The 16,116-nt window shown below is 56.3% G+C and carries 16 protein-coding genes; 7 read left to right on the top strand and 9 right to left on the bottom strand.

Going from position 1 to position 16,116, the window contains the following annotated elements; all coding sequences use genetic code 11:
• Window positions 1-169: 169 nt before the first annotated feature.
• Genes fdhE through fdnG form a run of 4 tightly spaced genes read right to left on the bottom strand, consistent with a single transcriptional unit; the run spans window position 170 to window position 5,693 of the window.
• Window positions 170-1,099 carry a formate dehydrogenase accessory protein FdhE gene (gene fdhE, locus BFV64_RS23180; protein WP_014885738.1) on the bottom strand — a complete coding sequence of 310 codons (930 nt, stop codon included), beginning with the start codon at window positions 1,097-1,099 and terminating at the stop codon, window positions 170-172.
• The gene (gene fdoI, locus BFV64_RS23175) at window positions 1,096-1,731 is read right to left on the bottom strand and encodes a formate dehydrogenase cytochrome b556 subunit (RefSeq protein ID WP_008501832.1); all 636 of its coding nucleotides are present in this window, start codon (window positions 1,729-1,731) and stop codon (window positions 1,096-1,098) included. The genes fdhE and fdoI overlap by 4 nt, the downstream gene beginning before the upstream one ends.
• Window positions 1,728-2,630: a formate dehydrogenase subunit beta gene (fdxH, locus tag BFV64_RS23170; RefSeq protein WP_045134862.1), complete on the bottom strand. Its 903-nt coding sequence runs from the start codon at window positions 2,628-2,630 to the stop codon at window positions 1,728-1,730. Before fdxH ends, fdoI begins: the two co-directional genes overlap by 4 nt.
• A gap of 12 nt (window positions 2,631-2,642) precedes the next feature.
• A complete protein-coding gene (gene fdnG / locus BFV64_RS23165; RefSeq protein ID WP_108444113.1) occupies window positions 2,643-5,693 on the bottom strand; it encodes a formate dehydrogenase-N subunit alpha in 3,051 nt (1,016 codons plus the stop codon).
• Between the two features lie 371 nt (window positions 5,694-6,064).
• On the opposite strand from fdnG, the gene fdhD reads away from it, so the two are divergent.
• The gene (gene fdhD / locus BFV64_RS23155) at window positions 6,065-6,901 is read left to right on the top strand and encodes a formate dehydrogenase accessory sulfurtransferase FdhD (protein WP_014885735.1); all 837 of its coding nucleotides are present in this window, start codon (window positions 6,065-6,067) and stop codon (window positions 6,899-6,901) included.
• Window positions 6,902-7,015: 114 nt separating this feature from the next.
• A complete protein-coding gene (locus BFV64_RS23150) occupies window positions 7,016-7,228 on the top strand; it encodes a YdgH/BhsA/McbA family protein (protein WP_045134863.1) in 213 nt (70 codons plus the stop codon).
• Between the two features lie 40 nt (window positions 7,229-7,268).
• Here BFV64_RS23150 and BFV64_RS23145 read toward each other — a convergent pair whose 3' ends face one another.
• A complete protein-coding gene (locus BFV64_RS23145; protein WP_233099046.1) occupies window positions 7,269-8,234 on the bottom strand; it encodes a hypothetical protein in 966 nt (321 codons plus the stop codon).
• A 204-nt stretch (window positions 8,235-8,438) separates the two neighbouring features.
• Here BFV64_RS23145 and BFV64_RS23140 point away from each other — a divergent pair, with 204 nt between their 5' ends.
• Window positions 8,439-8,651 (top strand): YdgH/BhsA/McbA family protein, encoded by a 213-nt coding sequence (locus BFV64_RS23140; protein ID WP_014885733.1) that lies wholly within the window; start codon window positions 8,439-8,441, stop codon window positions 8,649-8,651.
• 40 nt (window positions 8,652-8,691) lie between these two features.
• Here the strand turns inward: BFV64_RS23140 and BFV64_RS23135 are convergent, their stop codons facing one another.
• Together BFV64_RS23135 and BFV64_RS23130 are read right to left on the bottom strand one after the other, a co-directional pair.
• Window positions 8,692-9,015, bottom strand: a complete 324-nt coding sequence (locus tag BFV64_RS23135; RefSeq protein ID WP_032635181.1) for an AzlD domain-containing protein — start codon at window positions 9,013-9,015, stop codon at window positions 8,692-8,694.
• A complete protein-coding gene (locus tag BFV64_RS23130) occupies window positions 9,015-9,674 on the bottom strand; it encodes an AzlC family ABC transporter permease (RefSeq protein WP_045134865.1) in 660 nt (219 codons plus the stop codon). Before BFV64_RS23130 ends, BFV64_RS23135 begins: the two co-directional genes overlap by 1 nt.
• A gap of 104 nt (window positions 9,675-9,778) precedes the next feature.
• Here BFV64_RS23130 and BFV64_RS23125 point away from each other — a divergent pair, with 104 nt between their 5' ends.
• From BFV64_RS23125 to BFV64_RS23110, 4 genes are all read left to right on the top strand, one after another.
• Window positions 9,779-10,327: a helix-turn-helix domain-containing protein gene (locus BFV64_RS23125; RefSeq protein WP_014885730.1), complete on the top strand. Its 549-nt coding sequence runs from the start codon at window positions 9,779-9,781 to the stop codon at window positions 10,325-10,327.
• A 17-nt stretch (window positions 10,328-10,344) separates the two neighbouring features.
• Window positions 10,345-11,340 (top strand): LacI family DNA-binding transcriptional regulator, encoded by a 996-nt coding sequence (locus BFV64_RS23120; protein WP_014885729.1) that lies wholly within the window; start codon window positions 10,345-10,347, stop codon window positions 11,338-11,340.
• A 103-nt stretch (window positions 11,341-11,443) separates the two neighbouring features.
• Window positions 11,444-13,567, top strand: a complete 2,124-nt coding sequence (locus BFV64_RS23115; protein WP_069602454.1) for an alpha-galactosidase — start codon at window positions 11,444-11,446, stop codon at window positions 13,565-13,567.
• Window positions 13,568-13,611: 44 nt separating this feature from the next.
• Entirely contained in the window at window positions 13,612-14,889 is a 1,278-nt protein-coding gene (locus tag BFV64_RS23110; RefSeq protein WP_014885727.1) for an MFS transporter, read from the top strand.
• Here BFV64_RS23110 and rhaM read toward each other — a convergent pair.
• Both rhaM and rhaD read right to left on the bottom strand, forming a co-directional pair.
• A complete protein-coding gene (rhaM, locus tag BFV64_RS23105) occupies window positions 14,877-15,191 on the bottom strand; it encodes an L-rhamnose mutarotase (RefSeq protein ID WP_069602453.1) in 315 nt (104 codons plus the stop codon). The genes BFV64_RS23110 and rhaM overlap by 13 nt on opposite strands.
• 27 nt (window positions 15,192-15,218) lie before the next feature.
• Window positions 15,219-16,049: a rhamnulose-1-phosphate aldolase gene (gene rhaD, locus BFV64_RS23100; protein ID WP_069602452.1), complete on the bottom strand. Its 831-nt coding sequence runs from the start codon at window positions 16,047-16,049 to the stop codon at window positions 15,219-15,221.
• Window positions 16,050-16,116 lie beyond the last annotated feature (67 nt).

Raw genomic sequence — 16,116 nt, 5'->3', positions numbered from 1 at the left:
TCCCTTACAAAATGTAATGTTTTCTTGCAAGGGATCGTGACGAAGTCACAGCGACTTTTCTACGCGTAGCGGCTAAATAAAATCTGAAAGTGGGGGAAAGTACGGAAGCGGATTAAAGCGGGTATGACTGGCCGGGCAAGCTTGCGCCGCCCGGCACGGTTACGGGAGATTACTCCCCTTCACCCGGGAACAGGAACGGGTTGATTGAGCTGCGGGCGAAGCCCTCCTGCTCCATTTTGGCATCCAGAATCAGCGAGGCGAGATCGTCGGCTACCGCTTCGACTTTCGGGTCTTTTTCCTGATACAGAATCTTCAGGTAGGTCCCACAGTCGCCGCAGCTTTCAGCTTTCACTGCCGCTTCTTCATTTTCCAGCGACCAGTAGTTGAGATCGCGGGTCTGCTCGCAGTTGCTGCACTTCACGCGCACGACGTGCCATTCGGTTTCGCACAGGTTGCAGTGCAGGTAGCGCAGCCCCTGGGTGGTGCCAATCTGTACCATGCTGGAGACCGGCATGGAACCGCACACCGGGCAGAACTGGCGCGCTTCACCGTACTCGGCGCGGGCTTTGCCGGGGATCAGGCTTGCCATCTGCGCCCAGTAGAGCGACAGTGCCGCCCAGATAAACGGCGCTTTATCACTGCTGACCAGCGAGAAGTCGGAAGCAAACAGCGCACTCGCCATCTCTTCCAGCTCCTGTTCGGACGCTTTTTCCAGGTTCTCAATGACCGCTAGCGCAGTACCGCTCATTTCGGGCTTCAGCTCGGCAATCAGCGAATGCAGCAGCTTGTGCCAGTGCTTGTCGCGCGGCAGGACGTGAATATCCAGCGGCGGCTTGCCCTGCTCATTGGCTTCTTTGATGCGCGCAGTCAGGTCCATTTGCAGTGGGTGGTCGTACAGCACCACTTCCTGCGCGTGGGCGACAAGCGCAGCAAAACGCAGAAAATCGCCCAGCGGGTTGTTCTCTGCCAGCTCGCGCAGACGCTCTGCGCGGCGGTTGTAGAGGTTCTTGAGTCTGGGGAATAACAACGGCGGAATATACTCCGCCGTACGTTTCTCGCTCGACCCCAGCTCATCTTGCGGGATTATGCGAATACTCATTCAGATGACTTTTCCTGTTTCTGGCGGACTTCACGGTACCAGCGCGGGTGATGTTTCTTCGCCCACGTACTGGTTACCCAGCCTTCCACCATCGCGGTAATGGTGCCTTTCACCCAGAGGGCGGCGTAAATATGCACCATGATAACCACAATTAGCGCCACTGCGGCAAATGAATGCAGCATCAGCGCGAATCGGATCACCGGGATTGAGAAAGCAGGCGCAAAATACGGACGCCAGATGATCACGCCGCTGACCAGCAACAGGACCAGGAAGATAATCGCCGCCCAGAATACGCATTTCTGACCGAAGTTATAACGCCCGGTATCACCTACTTCCTCGTTGACGACGATCTTACGAATATTCTTCGCCCAAAAGATATCATCCCGATTGATTAGGTTATGGTGCCAGTAGCGGAAAAACATGATGATGAACGACGCGAACATGATGACGCCAACAAACGGGTGCAGTATACGCGCCAGTTGTGGTGTCCCCATGATCTGCATCAGCCAGTTGAAGGAGGGGAAGAAGAACCCCAGCCCGCTTATCGCCGCCAGCATGAAGCAGAAGGCGGTGACCCAGTGGTTGATGCGTTCCGGCGCGGTGTAGCGCACGATGGTGTCACGTTTTCTCATTTGCGCACCTCGTCTTTCTCTTCATGCAGGTTGTCGTCTTCCTCTTCCGCACGGTTCGGACCGACGCCGACGTAGTGGAAGATGCTCGCTGCGAAGGTGGCAGCAAAACCTACCGCGGCCAGCGGTTTCCAGATGCCTTTCCAGAACTTCACGGTGGCGCTGATTTCCGGGTTCTCCGGCAGGCCGTGATACAGATTCGGCTTGTCGGCATGGTGCAGCACATACATCACATGCGTACCACCAACACCGGCCGGATCGTACAGGCCCGCATTGTCGTAACCACGGGTTTTCAGCTCGTCCACGCGCTCTGCCGCCAGCGTTTTCATATCCTCTTTAGAGCCAAAGTGGATAGCGCCGGTTGGGCAGGTCTTCACGCACGCGGGCTCCTGGCCGACAGTGACGCGGTCAACGCACAGCGTGCATTTGTAGACGCGGTTGTCTTCCGGGTTCAGGCGCGGTACGTCGAACGGACAGCCCGCAATGCAGTAGCCGCAGCCGATGCACTGCTCGGACTGGAAGTCGACGATGCCGTTGGCATACTGAATGATAGCCCCTTCTGACGGGCATGCCTTCAGGCAGCCCGGATCCGCGCAGTGCATACAGCCATCTTTGCGGATAAGCCATTCCAGTTTGTCGTTCTGCTCCACTTCCGAGAAACGCATCACCGTCCAGGACTTGGCGGTCAGGTCCGCAGGGTTGTCGTACACCCCAACGTTGTGACCCACTTCGTCACGCAGATCGTTCCACTCAGAGCAGGCCACCTGACAGGCTTTACAGCCGATACAGGTGGTCACGTCGATAAGTTTCGCCACTTCCTGCTGGTGGTCCCGCGCCTGAGGCGCGGGCGTGAAACCGTTAGTCGCGGAACGACGGATAATGTCTTGAGATTGATAAGCCATAAGTCGTCTCCGTTACACCTTTTCCACGTTCACGAGGAAGGCCTTAAACTCCGGCGTCTGCGTGTTCGCATCACCGACGAACGGCGTCAGGGTATTCGCAATGAACCCTTTCTTCGCCACGCCCTCATAACCCCAGTGAATTGGGATACCGATGGTATCCACCTGCTGACCATGAACGTTCAGCGTGCGAATACGCTTGGTCACCACCGCCTTGGCTTTAATGTAGCCGCGGTTAGAGGAGACCTTCACGGTATCGCCATGAGCGATGCCGAGCTTGTTCGCCAGCTTCTCGCCGATCTCCACAAACTGCTCCGGCTGCGCGATGGCGTTAAGCAGCGCGTGCTTGGTCCAGTAGTGGAAGTGCTCGGTCAGACGATAGGTGGTGCCCACGTACGGGAACTTGTCTTTTTTACCCAGCGCTTCAAAGTCGCCCTTGAAGATACGCGCTGCCGGGTTAGAGACCACGTTCGGGTGCAGCGGGTTAGTGCCCAGCGGCGTCTCAAACGGCTCGTAGTGTTCCGGGAACGGCCCTTCTGCCATCTTATCAATGGCAAACAGACGTCCCATCCCTTCAGGCTGCATGATAAACGGTCCGACATCGCTGCCTGGTGCGGCAGTGCTGTAGTCCGGAATATCTACGCCGCCCCATTTCGCGCCGTCCCACTTCAGAAGCTGACGCTTCGGATCCCACGGGTTGCCCTGCGGGTCAGCGGAGGCACGGTTATAGAGGATGCGACGGTTAAGCGGCCACGCCCACGCCCAGCCCAGCGTATTGCCGAGGCCCGACGGGTCGGCGTTGTCGCGGTTGGCCATCTGGTTGCCTTTCGGCGTCCAGCTACCAGCGAAGATCCAACAGCCGCTTGACGTTGTACCGTCATCGCGCAGATGGGCGAAGGTACTGAGCTGATCGCCTTTCTTCGCCAGCACGGTGCCGGTGGCCGGGTCGATAACATCCGCCAGTGCCTTGCCGTTGCTCTCCATCGCCACTTCTTCCGGCGCAGGATTTTCAGGCGTCGAGTAGTTCCAGGTCATGTTCAACACCGGTTCCGGGTTCGCGCCACCTTCAGCCGCGTACATCTTGCGCAGGCGTAAGAAAATACCGGCCAGGATCTCGCCGTCGTTCATGGCGATGCCCGGGGCGTCCGCACCTTTCCAGTGCCACTGCAGCCAGCGGCCGGAGTTGACAATAGACCCGTTCTCTTCCGCGAAGCAGGTGGATGGCAGACGGAACACTTCGGTCTGAATCTTCGACGGATCGACGTCGTTCGATTCGCCGTGGTTCTGCCAGAAGGTCGAGGTTTCAGTATTGAGCGGGTCAATCGTCACCAGGAACTTCAGTTTCGACAGGGACTCAACAACCTTGTTCTTGTTCGGGAACGAGGCCACCGGGTTAAAGCCCTGGCAGATATAGCCGTTGACCTGGCCCTGATGCATCATCTCGAAGTACTGAAGCACGTCGTAGCCTTTGTCCCACTTCGGCAGCCAGTCAAAGCCCCAGCTGTTTTCCGCCGTCGCCTTGTCGCCGTAGAAGGCTTTCATCAGCGAGACGAAGAACTTCGGATAGTTGCCCCAGTAGTTCACCTGGCCTTCGAGCAGCGGTTTTGGCGTGCTGGCCGTCAGGTAGGTTTGCAGGTCGGTTTGTTTCTCGCTTGGCAGGTTCATATAACCTGTCAGGCTTTGAGACAGCAGGCCGAGGTCGGTCAGACCCTGAATGTTGGAGTGACCGCGCAGGGCGTTCACGCCGCCGCCTGCCATGCCCATGTTGCCGAGCAGGAGCTGAACCATCGCCATGGTACGGATGTTCTGCGCACCGATGGAGTGTTGCGTCCAGCCGAGGGCGTAGAGGAACGACGCGGTTTTATCTTTCGCGCTGGTTTCGGCGATCAGCTCGCAGACCTTCAGGAAGTCCGCCTTCGGCGTACCACAGATGTTTTCGACCACCTCCGGCGTGTAGCGGGAGACGTGCTCTTTCAGCAGGTTCCACACGCAGCGCGGGTGTTGCAGGGTGGTATCGCGTTTCGCAAAGCCTTTCTCATCCAGCTCGTAGTTCCAGCTGGTTTTGTCGTACTTGCGTTTTTCGGCGTCGTAACCGCTGAACAGGCCATCTTCGAAGTGGTAATCCTCACGCACGATCAGGCTGGCGTTGGTATAGGCTTCGGTGTATTCGCGGTTGTATTTTTCGTTGGTCATCAGGTACAGCAATACGCCTGACAGGAAAGTGATGTCAGTACCTGAACGAATAGGGGTGTAGAAATCCGCCACTGACGCTGTACGCGTGAAGCGGGGATCGATCACAATCAGTTTCGCACCGTTGTGGATTTTGGCTTCCATCGCCCAGCGGAACCCGACAGGGTGCGCTTCAGCGGCGTTACCGCCCATCACCACAATAAGGTTGGCGTTCTTGATGTCGACCCAGTGGTTGGTCATCGCACCGCGACCAAATGTTGGAGCAAGACTTGCTACCGTTGGTCCGTGTCAGACACGCGCCTGGTTGTCGACCGCGAGCATACCGAGTGCGCGCGTAAATTTCTGGGTTAAATAGCCGGTTTCATTACTGGACGCTGAAGCACACAGCATCCCGGTGGAGAGCCAGCGGTTGACCGTCACGCCGTCGGCGTTCTTCTCAATGAAGTTCGCATCACGGTCTTCTTTAATATGTTTAGCGATGCGGTCAAACGCCTCTTCCCAGCTGATTTGCTGCCATTTGTCGGAGCCAGGCGCACGATATTCAGGGAACTTCAGGCGGCTTTCAGAGTGGATAAAGTCCACCAGACCGGCCCCTTTCGGACACAGCGCGCCGCGGTTGACCGGGTGATCCGGGTCACCTTCGATATGGAAAATAGACGCTTTGGCGTTTTTAGCACCGTCGCCGAGGCTATACATTAACAGCCCGCAACCGACAGAGCAGTACGTACAGGTATTACGGGTTTCACGGGTGCGCAGCAGTTTATACTGCCGCGTTTCCGCCAGCGCGACGCCGGGCGCAAAGCCCAGTGCTGCTGCCGTTGTGCCTGCCATACCGCCAGCGCAGATCTTAAAGAACTGCCTTCTGCTGACCTGCATGGGTCACTCCTTGTTTCGACATTGCTTACATATGTAGTTTTGACTTCGCGGTTGAAGAATGACCGCAAAGGAAAAAATTTGCGTTAATCCCTCATTTCTCCGAGGGATATCATCAGAATACCACAATGTCGGTACACCTGTTCTAATGGCGTTAATACAAAGTGAACGTATTATCACCATGTTGATTATAAAGTGTGATACAGATCACGCTATTGCTTCTGCATGTTAAAGCGGTGTAGCGCTGGCCGGGTTGCACCCCTTCTAAATGAGTAGGAGAATGATTGTCGAAAAGTTGATCCATACTATGCGTAAGGCCTGTTGTTTATGCTGCAATAGCAGGCTCACCTCCGTGGTTGTTCAGGAATACCGCTGTGTCTAAACAAAACCGTGCTACCCACTCGTCGCCACTGCCTGCAGGCATTGTGGAACTGTCGGTACGCAGACCGCCCCACATTACCCACGCCACGCCCGATTTGCTGGCGGAAGAAGTGCCTGTTGCGCTTGTTTACAACGGTATTTCGCATGTGGTGATGATGGCTTCGCCGAAAGATCTCGACCTGTTCGCCATTGGCTTTTCTCTCTCGGAAGGCATTATTGCGCATCCGCAGGAGATCTACGGGATGGACGTGGTGAAGGCGTGTAACGGTCTTGAAGTGCAAATCGAACTCTCCAGCCGTCGCTTTATGGGGTTGAAAGAGCGCCGCCGCGCGCTGGCCGGACGCACCGGCTGCGGCGTGTGTGGCGTTGAGCAGCTCAATGATATCGGCAAGCCCGTTGCGCCATTGCCGTTTACCCAGACCTTCAATCTGGCACACCTTGATCATGCGCTTGAGCATCTCAACGACGTACAGCCCATCGGCCAGTTGAGCGGTTGTACGCATGCGGCGGCGTGGGTGTTGCCGTCGGGCGATATTGCCGGAGGGCATGAAGACGTGGGCCGCCATGTCGCGCTGGATAAGCTGCTGGGACGCCGGGCGCGAGAAAGCGAGGTCTGGCAACAGGGCGCGGCGCTTGTTTCCAGCCGTGCAAGTTATGAGATGGTGCAAAAGTCCGCAATGTGCGGTGTGGAAATCCTGTTTGCGGTATCGGCGGCCACAACGCTGGCGGTGGAAGTGGCGGAGCGCTGCAACCTGACGCTGGTCGGGTTCTGCAAGCCGGGAAGGGCAACAATCTATACCCATCCGCAGCGATTAATAGTTGATCAATAATTTTGAATGTTTCAGGCAAAACCTTCCGCTTTTAGTTGTTCGGGATGAGGTCTAGTATTTATCTCATCAAGGCACGGTGCCTTACCAAAACAACTTAACGAAAGGGTTTATATCATGAAAAGCATCAAAACTTTTGTCGCTATAATCGCTCTGGCTGCTTCTTTCGGTTCTTTCGCTGCACAGACTGTGACCGCAACCGCCTCTACCATCGACGGTGCAGAAGCTAAAATCGCGGCACAGGCTCAGGAAGCGGGTGCATCATCCTACAAAATTACCCAGGCATTCACGGGTAACCGCGTACACATGACTGCTGAACTGAATAAATAAGCCAGTCACACCGTCGAAAGAGCGCCCCCGGGGCGCTTTTTTATTTTTTCTCTTTTTTAACAATATCTTTTCTATCCTGAACCTCTACCAGGGAATAAAAAGGCGCGACGTTTTTACAGGTCAGACGCCAGATCCCGTAATCCCGCTTTTTTGGCGTAAACACGCGATAATTACCTTCACCTACCATCATAAAGCGCGCATTGGGATAGTCGTTGAGAATTCGATATTCATTGTTACAGTAAAACGTATCCCGAGTGTCGTAATCGATTGTCACATTGAGGACGTATTCAAGCACCCGGCTGGTATTGACGTTATAGGCAATAAAGAAGATATAGCCAGCGCAGAAAAGGGGGGCAGAAATCGCCATGACGTTAAACTGGACCGATGAATTCTGCAACAAGGGAAGCGCCATCGTGAATAGCAGAAATACCATGGAAAAGAATAAGGTGCAGAAGATTAAAAAGAACCCAAACGACGTAATTTTATTGAAAGTCGCCTCGTAGGTGACATCCGTGACGTCCATAAAGACCTTTCGCGCCAGTATGTAGCAGATGAAGGAAATTAACAGCCATACACCACGTGTAAGGGTGAAAGCCTTTTTCGCAATTTTCTTTCTGTCATCATCCACGGCGTCCAGATAGAGGGTGATGGAATAGTAGATACATCCCACCGTCCCGATCGCGAGCGTGACGGGTAGCTCCAGGCCATTTCCGGCGAAATATTTAAATGCCACGCACGATGTTAAAAACAGCAGAGAAGACATCAGCGTCGAGCCCGCTATTTTTTTGTATTCACCCCATTCCATTTGGGACAGCTGCAACAGCGTGAGGGGTTTTATGCGTGAGGAAATGATGATAGCGCAGGCTATCAGCATGGCCATCCAGACGAAGACGGGCATCGCTTTACTGTTAAAGGGCGTTATGACAAAAATGGCGCCCGCATAAGCGATAAAATGGACGGCAGTACTATGTCTGATGAGGAATGAGGGTTGTTTTATGCTTTGCATTGGCGTTTTTCTCCCTGAAAAAGGCTGACGTTCAGGACATCAGGAAACAGATATCAGCGCAATGCATAACGTTTTTTTTGAGTTCAGTAATTTTGAATGATAATAGCAAATCCTTCCGCTTTTAGTTGTTCGGGATGAGGTCTAGTATTTATCTCATCAAGGCACGGTGCCTTACCAAAACAAATTAACGAAAGGGTTTATATCATGAAAAGCATCAAAACTTTTGTCGCTGTAATCGCTCTGGCTGCTTCTTTCGGTTCTTTCGCTGCACAGACTGTGACCGCAACCGCCTCTACCATTGACGGTGCAGAAGCTAAAATCGCGGCGCAGGCTCAGGAAGCGGGTGCATCATCCTACAAAATTACCCAGGCATTCACGGGTAACCGCGTACACATGACTGCTGAACTGAATAAATAAGCCAGTCACACCGTCGAAAGAGCGCCCCCGGGGCGCTTTTTTAGTTTATGCCCGCCACGCGCAGTAGCGCCGTCACTACTGCCGCCGCGATGATCACCACAATCAATGGCATTTTTCGCCACGCCAGAAATACCGCAAACGCCACGCCCAGCACGCGCGCCATCCCGGCGAAATGTTCCCCTTCATAAAATGTGGTCGCCAGCGCCACAGAAAACAGCAACACCGTTGCCGCATCTGACAGCAGTGCCTGAGATCGTTCAGAGAGTGCCAGTCGGTTGCCGAGTTTTGCTCCGCCGAGACGCATCAAATAGGTTCCCGCAGACAAAATGGCGATGCCGAGAATAAAAATCGTCATATTTCCCATTATTTCTTCCTCGCAGCGAGACCGAGTAAAGAGAGCAGCACCGGTAATCCCACCGGGGAAAACGGTACGGCAGCCAGGGATAGCACGGCACCGCTACAGGCGCGGATTAACGTGGTACGGTTTTTAAACGCGGGAACCACTAACGCCAGCAGAATGGCCGGAAAGACCGCATCCAGCCCGATGGTTTCCGGGGCCGGGAGCAGCTTACCGACCATGGCGCCCAGCAAGGCGCCCACCGGCCAGATAATTGCCACGCCTAAACCACATAACCAGTACGCCGCCTTACGCTGCTCGGGCGTTTTTTGCGACAGGCCAAACACCACGCTTTCGTCATTCATAATGTGGCAGCCCAACAGGCTCAGGCCGCGCTTGCCTACCAGTTCACGCACCGTCACGCCAAACGGCACATGGCGTGCGTTGACCAGCAAACCGGCTGCCGCCGCCGCCAGAGGGTTACCGCCGCTGGCCACAATGCCGATAAACATAAATTCCGATGCGCCCGCGAGGACGGTGAGCGAGAGAACAAACGGCACCCAAAGCGGGAAACCGTAGGCCATCGCCAGTGAGCCGTAAGACATCCCGACCACGCCGACCGCGAGGCAAACCAGGATGATTGCTTTTATCGTGTCGCCTTTAAGGCAGGAGAGATGATGCTTCATACAATTTTAGCCATATCGAACGTGTATCCATTATAATGAACGCAACAGAAATGTTTTTCAAGACGAACGATTCGTTCGATTTATAGAACAAAAAGGGCCGTTATATGACGCAGCCAATTAGCGTAATCGCCAAAAGCCTGGTGCGAGAGCGCCTGCGAACCGGGCTTTCACTGGCGGAAATTGCCCGCCGTGCCGGGATCGCTAAATCCACGCTTTCCCAGCTGGAATCCGGCAACGGCAACCCCAGCCTGGAGACGCTGTGGTCGCTCTGCGTGGCGCTGGATATTCCCTTCGCCCGTTTGCTGGAGCCGCAGTTGCCGAGCACGCAGGTGATCCGCCGTGGTGAAGGAACGAAAGTGGTTGCCGGACAGGCAAACTATGAAGCCATACTGCTGGCGGCGTGCCCGCCAGGCGCGCGACGGGATGTCTATCTCCTGATGACCCAGCCGGGTGCAGACCGCATTTCTCAGCCGCATTCGCCTGGCTCGGTAGAACATATTATCGTCATGCAGGGAAGGGCCCTGGTCGGCCTGCTGGATGCGGCAGAAGAGCTCGCCGCCGGGGATTACATCTGTTACCCCGCCGACCAGCCGCACATTTTTAAGGCGCTGGAGCCAGACACGCATGCGTTGCTGGTGGCGGAACAAAATTAACGTAGATACGGAAAATCATGTCGCTTAAAGCCATTGCCAAAGAGCTGGGACTCTCCATTACGACCGTCAGCCGCGCCCTCAACGGCTATGACGACGTCTCTGCTGAGACGCGCGCCCGCGTGGAAGCCGAGGCTCAGCGCCGTGGTTACCGACCTAACACCTTCGCCCGCCGCCTGAAGATGGGCAAAATTGACGCGGTCGGGCTGGTGTTTCCCGTCCATCCTGTTCCGCTCAATAACAGTGTATTTATGGACATGGTCGGCGAAATTAGCCACGAACTGGCGCGACATGAGATCGACTTACTGCTCATTGCCGATGACGATCTGGCGGATAAGCACAGCTATATGCGCATGGTACAGAGCCGGCGCGTCGACGCGCTGATTGTGGCGCATACGCTGGATCGCGATCCGCGGCTTGAGCAGCTGCAGGCCGCCGGGTTCCCTTTCCTGGCGCTTGGGCGCAGCCAGCTGCCGCAGCCTTACGCGTGGTTTGATTTCGATAACTATGCCGGTACGTACAATGCTACCCGCTGGCTGATTGAGAAAGGCCATCAGCGTATTGCGCTGCTCGGCGAAAGCAATAATCAGGCATTTATCACCCAGCGCCGTCAGGGCTATCTGGACGCTCTGCGGGAAGCCGGGCTTTCCAGCGAATGGCTGCGCGCCATGCCGCCGTCGCGCCGCGTGGGATATGCCACCACGAAAGAACTGCTTGCCCTGCCGCAACCGCCCACGGCGATCATTACTGACTGCAACACCCACGGCGACGGGGCGGCGATGGCGCTCGAACAGCTGGGGCGTTTATCCGGCGACAACGCCGTGTCGCTGGTGGTCTACGACGGACTGCCGCAGGACAGTATCGTCGATACCGACGTGGCGTCGGTGATCCAGTCTACCCGTCAGGGTGTCGGAAAACAGATTGCCGACATGGTCCGCCGGCTGATTAACGGCGACGATATTGCGCAGCTTCAGGTGCTCTGGCAACCGGAATTCTCCCCCGGCCAGACGGCCTGAATATCTCCATTTTCTAAACCCGATCACAAATCCGAAACGTTTTGGTTTGTATCCGAAACGTTTCGGATCAAAACTCAAGTCATCCCATGACAGGAGATGTCTGATGCAAGATTCTATTTTACGACTTGAAAGCGCAACGGTAGATGTGGTGATAAAAACGCGCCCGTTCGCCGAAATTATTTACTGGGGGCCGCATCTTCAGCACTTTTTGCCGCAAAATGCTGAAACCCTTTCGCGGCCCGTTGCTAACGGCAGGCTGGATGTCGATTCTCCGGTTACGCTGATGGCTGAACTCGGGCACGGCCTGTTTGGCTCGCCGGGTATTGAGGGGCACCGAGAGGGGCTGGACGGTTCCCCGGTATTCAGAACTACGCGGGTACAGCAGGAATTAAACACCCTGACGATTACCGCTGAAGATGACTATGCGGGCCTGCGTCTGACCAGCGAGCTGGCGCTGGACGACAGCGGCGTGCTGGTGGTTCGTCACGGTTTAACGAACCTGAAAGCACGTCCCTGGCAGGTTGACCGCTTTGCCGTCACGCTGCCGGTGGCCGAGCGCGCCCGGGAGGTGATGGCCTTCCACGGACGCTGGATCAGAGAGTTCCAGCCGCACCGCGTAAACCTTGAGCACGACAGCGTTGTGATTGAAAACCGCCGGGGTAAAACCTCCCACGAACACTTTCCTGCACTGATAGCCGGTACGCCGTCGTTCAGCGAAATGCAGGGTGACGTCTGGGGCGTGCATCTGGGCTGGAGCGGGAACCATCGCCTGCGCGCGGAAGCGAAAACCGACGGTCGCCGTTATATTCAGGCCGAAGCGCTCTACCTGTCGGGGGAAATGGCGATAGAAGAGGGCGATACGCTCTGGACACCGCGCCTGTATGCCAGCTACTCCCCGCGGGGCCTGAACGGCATGAGCCAGTCTTTCCATCGCTACCTGCGCGACAACGTCATCCGCTTCCCGGAAAATAAACCGCGTCCGGTACACCTCAATACCTGGGAGGGGATCTACTTCAACCACGATCCGGATTACATCATGCGCATGGCTGACGAGGCCGCCACGCTGGGCGTGGAGCGCTTTATTATTGACGACGGCTGGTTCAAAGGCCGCAATGACGACCACGCCGCGCTGGGCGACTGGTATCTGGATGAGAAAAAATATCCGAATGGCCTGACGCCGGTGATTGACCACGTCAAACGGCTCGGCATGGAGTTTGGCATCTGGGTTGAGCCGGAGATGATCAACCCGGACTCCGATCTGTATCGCGCGCATCCTGACTGGGTGCTGGCGCTGCCGGGCTATGCCCAGGCGACCGGGCGTCATCAGCTGGTGCTCAACCTCAACATTCCGCAGGCTTTTGATTATCTTGTGGAACGCATGAGCTGGCTGCTGGGCGAGCATGCGATCGACTACGTGAAGTGGGACATGAACCGCGAGCTGGTGCAGCCGGGACACAACGGTAAAGCCGCCGCCGACGCCCAGACCCGTCAGTTTTACCGGCTGCTGGACGTGCTGGGCGAGCGCTTCCCGCATATTGAATTCGAATCCTGCTCTTCCGGCGGCGGGCGCATTGATTACGAAGTGCTAAGCCGGAGCCATCGCTTCTGGACGTCCGACAACAACGACGCGCTGGAGCGCAGCACCATCCAGCGTGGCATGAGCTATTTTTTCCCGCCGGAGGTGATGGGGGCGCATATCGGTCATCATAAATGCCACGCCACCTTCCGCCAGCACAGCATTGAATTCCGTGGCCTGACGGCGATGTTTGGCCATATGGGGCTGGAGCTGGATCCGCTCACCGTGGACGCGCAGGAGCGCGAGGGGTACCGACATTACGCCGCGCTGCACAAGCAGTGGCGAGAGGTGATCCACCACGGCACCCAATGGCGGATTGATATGCCGGACGCCACCACGCTGGCGCAGGGGATTGTGAGCGAAGACAAGGCGCAGGGGCTATTTATGGTCAGCCAGCTCGCGATGCCGGATTACAGCCTGATGATGCCGCTGCGCATGCCGGGGCTGGAGGCCAGCGCGCAGTACCGCGTCGCGCTGCTCGATCACCCGAATATTCAAATTACGGGCGAAGGCGGGCACACCATGCGCAAGCTGCCGGCGTGGATGGAAACACCGCAAACGGTGAGCGGTGAGTGGCTGATGCAGGCGGGCATTGCGCTGCCGATTCTCGATCCGGAAACCGCCATTCTGATTGGCGTGGAACGCGTGTAAAGGTGATGGGCCGGGAAACTGGCCCTCCGTTGAGGATAAAAATAATGAATACAACAACCTGTACCCACAAAGACAACCCAAATTTCTGGATCTTCGGGCTGTTCTTCTTTCTCTACTTCTTCATCATGGCCACCTGCTTTCCGTTCCTGCCGATCTGGCTGTCGGATATCATCGGCCTGAATAAAACCCATACCGGAATTGTTTTCTCCTGCATCTCGCTGTCGGCCATTGCGTTCCAGCCGGTGCTGGGGGTGATTTCGGACAAGCTGGGGCTGAAAAAACACCTGCTGTGGATAATCTCGGTGCTGTTATTCCTGTTCGCACCGTTCTTCCTGTACGTCTTCGCGCCCCTGCTGAAAACCAGTATCTGGCTGGGGGCGTTGAGCGGCGGGTTATATATCGGTTTTGTCTTCTCGGCGGGATCGGGCGCAATCGAGGCCTACATCGAACGCGTGAGCCGCAACAGTTTCTTCGAATACGGCAAGGCGCGCATGTTCGGCTGTCTCGGCTGGGGGCTATGCGCGTCTACGGGCGGCATCCTGTTCGGCATCGATCCGTCGTATGTATTCTGGATGGGATCAGGGGCCGCATTGCTGTTGATGCTGCTGCTGGTGGTCGCGAAGCCGAAGCCCAACCAGACGGCGCAGGTGATGAACGCCCTGGGAGCCAACCAGCCGCAGATCACTGCCAGAACCGTCTTTAAGCTGTTCCGCCAGCGCAGAATGTGGATGTTCATTCTGTACGTGATTGGCGTTGCCTGCGTGTATGACGTTTTCGATCAGCAGTTTGCCACCTTCTTTAAAACCTTCTTCGCCACGCCGCAGGAAGGCACTCGCGCCTTTGGCTTTGCCACCACTGCGGGGGAAATCTGTAACGCCATCATTATGTTCTGCTCGCCGTGGATCATTAACCGTATCGGCGCGAAAAATACGCTGCTGATCGCCGGGGTGATAATGGCGACGCGTATTATCGGCTCGTCGTTCGCCACCACCGCCGTGGAGGTGATTGCCCTGAAGATGCTGCACGCGCTGGAAGTCCCGTTCCTGCTGGTGGGCGCCTTTAAGTACATCACCGGGGTTTTTGATACCCGACTGTCGGCGACTATCTATCTGATCGGCTTCCAGTTTGCCAAACAGTCGGCGGCGATTTTCCTTTCTGCCTTTGCCGGAAATATGTATGACCGGATCGGTTTCCAGGAGACGTATTTGATGCTGGGCTGTTTCGTGCTGGCAATTACGGTGGTGTCGGCGTTTACGTTGAGCAGCAGGCAGGAGATTGCTGCCGCCTCGGGGGCAGCAGCGTTAACACATCAGTCCAGGTAAAACACTTCGGTAAGCTCGGTACTCACCGGGCTGTTATCCGGGTTTGACGGCATAACGTCGTCCATATGTTCCCACCAGCGCTGGCAGACGTCGGTATTCGCTACCGCGCGCCAGCGCTCCTCCGATTCAATCTCCACGGTCGCAAACAGCAGGTTGCGTGCTTTGTCGAGATAAATGGCGTAGCGGTGCGCGCCGTGGTCTTTCAGCACCGCTTCAAGCTCGGGCCATATGGGGTTATGGCGACGCGCATACTCCTCGTGCGCGTCCGGGTTTACCTGCATCACAAACGCTTTACGGATCATCATGCCTCCAGTCGCTTTCGCGGACGGCTATGGGTACAAATCCAGTGCCGACTGCATCGGCGTAACGCCAAAGCGTTTACCGAGTGCAATCAGCTCTTCCCGGGTAATGGTCTGCTTCATACCGCCCATGGAATAGACCTTCACCAGCACTTCAGCTGATTTTTCAGCGGTATCGATCAGGCCGAAAGTTTCATCCAGCGTCGGGCCGCTGCCGAAAACGCCGTGGAACGGCCACAGCACCAGAGAATGCTTTTGCATCTCTTTGGCGGTTGCCTGGCCGATCTCGTCGGTACCGGGCACCATCCACGGCAGAATACCGACGCCGTCCGGGAAGACCACCAGGCACTCGGTGCTGCCTTCCCACAGCTTGCGGGTGATGAGATCGGCGTTGTTTTCCAGCACGTAGGTCAGGGCAATCAGATTGGTGGCGTGGCAGTGCATGATGACGCGGTCTTTACCGTGGGTCGCCTTGATGCGCTGGCAGTGCGAGAGGAAGTGCGCTGGCAGTTCAGAGGTGGGTACTGCCTCGTCCGTGAGCCCCCAAAGAATGTGGTAGCCCGCGCCGTCGCTGTCCACCCTCACGACGCCGAGACAGGCCTGCGGGTCGAGCTGGACGTTGCGAAAGAACTTGCCGGATCCGGTGACGATAAACGGCGTGTTAGCGAGCAGCGGCATCGGCTGGCTCAGGGCGATATAGCGCGGTTTTTGATGGAAATCAGCGGCGTACGGCTCGATGTCGGCATCGTCCAGGCGCAGCGTCAGGTTGCCGCCGTTACGCTCATCCCACCCTTTCAACCAGGCGTCAGAGGTGGCTTTAATCATGCCCTGGACGAACCAGGAATGGGTGATGGTCTGCATACTGTGGTTCCTTTGAAAATGCCGGGTGGCGCTATGCTTACCCGGCCTACTTATACTGCGGGGAGGG

Source organism: Enterobacter kobei (assembly GCF_001729765.1).
Lineage (GTDB): Bacteria > Pseudomonadota > Gammaproteobacteria > Enterobacterales > Enterobacteriaceae > Enterobacter > Enterobacter kobei.
The sequence above is the reverse complement of the archived record's forward strand: the minus strand, read 5'-3'. Positions and strand labels throughout refer to the sequence as shown.

Coding starts and splice junctions, on each gene's coding strand:
- rhaD (WP_069602452.1), bottom strand. CDS start 16,049: ATGCAGACCATCACCCATTCCTGGTTCGTCCAGGGCATGATTAAAGCC.
- BFV64_RS23130 (WP_045134865.1), bottom strand. CDS start 9,674: ATGAAGCATCATCTCTCCTGCCTTAAAGGCGACACGATAAAAGCAATC.
- BFV64_RS23135 (WP_032635181.1), bottom strand. CDS start 9,015: ATGGGAAATATGACGATTTTTATTCTCGGCATCGCCATTTTGTCTGCG.
- BFV64_RS23125 (WP_014885730.1), top strand. CDS start 9,779: ATGACGCAGCCAATTAGCGTAATCGCCAAAAGCCTGGTGCGAGAGCGC.
- rhaM (WP_069602453.1), bottom strand. CDS start 15,191: ATGATCCGTAAAGCGTTTGTGATGCAGGTAAACCCGGACGCGCACGAG.
- fdoI (WP_008501832.1), bottom strand. CDS start 1,731: ATGAGAAAACGTGACACCATCGTGCGCTACACCGCGCCGGAACGCATC.
- fdxH (WP_045134862.1), bottom strand. CDS start 2,630: ATGGCTTATCAATCTCAAGACATTATCCGTCGTTCCGCGACTAACGGT.
- BFV64_RS23140 (WP_014885733.1), top strand. CDS start 8,439: ATGAAAAGCATCAAAACTTTTGTCGCTGTAATCGCTCTGGCTGCTTCT.
- BFV64_RS23145 (WP_233099046.1), bottom strand. CDS start 8,234: ATGCAAAGCATAAAACAACCCTCATTCCTCATCAGACATAGTACTGCC.
- fdhE (WP_014885738.1), bottom strand. CDS start 1,099: ATGAGTATTCGCATAATCCCGCAAGATGAGCTGGGGTCGAGCGAGAAA.
- BFV64_RS23120 (WP_014885729.1), top strand. CDS start 10,345: ATGTCGCTTAAAGCCATTGCCAAAGAGCTGGGACTCTCCATTACGACC.
- BFV64_RS23115 (WP_069602454.1), top strand. CDS start 11,444: ATGCAAGATTCTATTTTACGACTTGAAAGCGCAACGGTAGATGTGGTG.
- BFV64_RS23150 (WP_045134863.1), top strand. CDS start 7,016: ATGAAAAGCATCAAAACTTTTGTCGCTATAATCGCTCTGGCTGCTTCT.
- BFV64_RS23110 (WP_014885727.1), top strand. CDS start 13,612: ATGAATACAACAACCTGTACCCACAAAGACAACCCAAATTTCTGGATC.